A 1180-nucleotide genomic window follows, 5' to 3' on the forward strand; every position below is an offset into this window, starting at 1 on the left:
CTCTGTACACGACAAAAATAGATAACTCATTGAAATAATGTCACAATAATTGTTTTCTAACGACGAATACTATGACACATCTCAATGAGTTATATCTTATCTTAAACAAATCTCTAAAATGGAACAAGTCACATTTAAAGTGCTTTGCGCTCATCATGCTTGTGATTATTTTAAAGCAAACATGTAATCTTTCTTCTGCATCTAAAGCCTTGCCCATCAAGTGCTTACCACAATCATTTTATCGACGTATGCAGCGCTTCTTTGCAGGTCAGTATTTTGATTATCGTCAAATTTCTCAGTTGATTTTCAATATATTTTCATTCGACAAAGTCCAACTGACTTTAGATAGAACCAATTGGAAATGGGGAAAACGAAATATTAATATCCTGATGCTCGCAATCGTTTATCGTGGAATAGCGATACCTATCGTTTGGACATTACTTAATAAACGGGGAAATTCAGATACGAAAGAGCGTATTGCTTTAATTCAACGCTTCATATCCATTTTTGGTAAAGACTGTATTGTGAATGTGTTCGCAGACAGAGAGTTTATCGGTGAGCAGTGGTTTACATGGTTAATTGAACAAGAGATCAACTTCTGCATTCGTGTTAAAAAAACTTTATTGTCACCAATCATTTAGGAAAGAATCATAAAATTAGTGATTTATTTCGCCATCTTCAAGTTGGTCAAATTGAATGTCGTAAACGACGGATTTTGGTTGGTCGGGTGAAACTATATATAAGTGCACTACAGTTAGAAAATGGAGAGCTTTTACTCGTCGTTTCTCCTCAGTTTAATGCCAATGCTATTGAGGATTATGCATTACGCTGGGAAATTGAAACCTTATTCAGTTGTCTCAAAGGACGCGGGTTTAATCTTGAAAATACGCGCTTGACAGACGCTAGACGAGTGAAAAAATTGATTGCGGTGTTAGCTATAAGCTTCTGTTGGTGTTACTTAACGGGTGAATGGCAACATGATCAAAAAAAAGTGATAAAAATAAAGAAGCATGGACGACTCTCAATGAGTTTATTTCGCTATGGTTTAGACTATGTTCAAATGGCGATTCAGCGTTTAATTGGTTTTGGGAAAAAAGAAGAGTTTAAGGAAATTTTGGCAATTTTAAGAAGGCAGAACCCTGATAGGATAAGGGTTCTGTGAAATTTGTCGTGTACAGAG

At 35.7% G+C, this 1180-nt stretch carries 1 protein-coding gene; it reads left to right on the forward strand.

Translation table 11 applies throughout. The features are described from left to right. The first annotated feature begins 71 nt into the window (after positions 1 to 71). A protein-coding gene (locus AVJ19_RS21115; RefSeq protein ID WP_111861431.1) for an IS4 family transposase occupies positions 72 to 1162 on the forward strand; the annotation gives its coding sequence in 2 pieces (ribosomal slippage) (positions 72 to 612 and positions 612 to 1162; 1092 coding nt in all). The last annotated feature ends 18 nt before the right edge of the window (positions 1163 to 1180 follow it).

This window comes from Acinetobacter sp. CFCC 10889 (genome assembly GCF_003268395.1).
Classification (GTDB): domain Bacteria; phylum Pseudomonadota; class Gammaproteobacteria; order Pseudomonadales; family Moraxellaceae; genus Acinetobacter.